Here is a 1200-nt window from a genome sequence, read left to right on the forward strand (position 1 = left end):
TCACTAGTGTTGCATAAATAAATACAGAATTTTCTGAACTTTTATTTTCTACGAAAATTTAAAAATTGAAAACACCTAAACAGAGGTAGCGATCATCCATTTTTTTACTGATGTAATTACGTAATAACTAAGCGACATTTTTTAGTAACTATCAGGGGATAGGCCCCCTGATTCTACGAATCAGATGGTGTCCCTTGCTCCATATAGAGGCTTTAAGTAACCTGGTGATCTGCAGAATACTCTTTCTACTATTATTCTTCAACTTAATCAGCATATTCAAACAGTAGACAATCAAAGCGATATAAACCTGATTGGAGACAGCTGTCTCCGAACAGCCGTAAAATGTTTTGACGTTCAGATGCTGCTTGATCCATTTAAAGAACAGTTCAATCGCCCAGCGTGATTTGTAGATTTCGCCAATCTTCTCCGGAGATAAGTCAAACCTATTGGTCACTAAGACAAGGTTTTTGCCTTTTTCATCCTGAACAGTCACACGGCGAAAGTAATGCTCTGTCCTGTTAGTCGTTGTTCCAAGAACCACCATCTCATCTGAAATGACGCTGCTCTGTTCGCCGGCACCAAAATCGTGAATGACTCTATGAACCGCATTACTCCGTAATCTGGATACAAAGAAGTAGCCTTCATCAGTCATTTCATCAAATCTGCTGTACTGTACATATCCACGATCAAAAACGTACATACATTCCTTGTCATCCACTAAAAGCTCAAGATGATTCTGATCATTCTCACAGGCATTGGTAAGGTAAAAATCATCTGGATATGAATCATGATCTTCCATATGAACCAACCGTAAGTGCAGCTTGACACCTGACTTTGTTTTTCTGAACTTTGCCCAGCGATAGTGATGAAGGTTCAGAGGCAGTGTACTTGAGTCAATGATCTTCAATGGTGTAGTGATCTTTCTCTTCTGATTAAAATGCGTCTCCCTCTGGATCTGGTCTAACAGCTGACTGAAGATATCCTTAAAAATCTGTGTGGGAACGTCAGATAGTTTTCTACTAAGCTGAGAATAGCTGATAGAATCAAAACCTAAGGTTTTCTGAAGTTTCTCTGAAAAAACACTGTCACTGATAGCTCGTAGACTTTCGGTCTCAAATAACTGTGAATATAACAGGAGTTTAATGAAAGCACAGGTATCTAGCTTCTTTGTATAGTAGTCTAAGTTCAGGATTTTCACCT

The 1200-nt window shown here is 38.8% G+C and carries 1 protein-coding gene; it reads right to left on the reverse strand.

Features of this window, described 5'->3' with window-relative positions; all coding sequences use genetic code 11:
* Positions 1–151 precede the first annotated feature (151 nt).
* Positions 152–1200 (reverse strand): IS4 family transposase (locus ERX27_RS11105; protein WP_165983160.1); only part of this gene is annotated, 1049 nt, incomplete at its 5' end.

Origin of the sequence: Macrococcus brunensis (assembly GCF_004359615.1) — a bacterium.
GTDB classification, from domain to species: Bacteria; Bacillota; Bacilli; order Staphylococcales; family Staphylococcaceae; genus Macrococcus; species Macrococcus brunensis.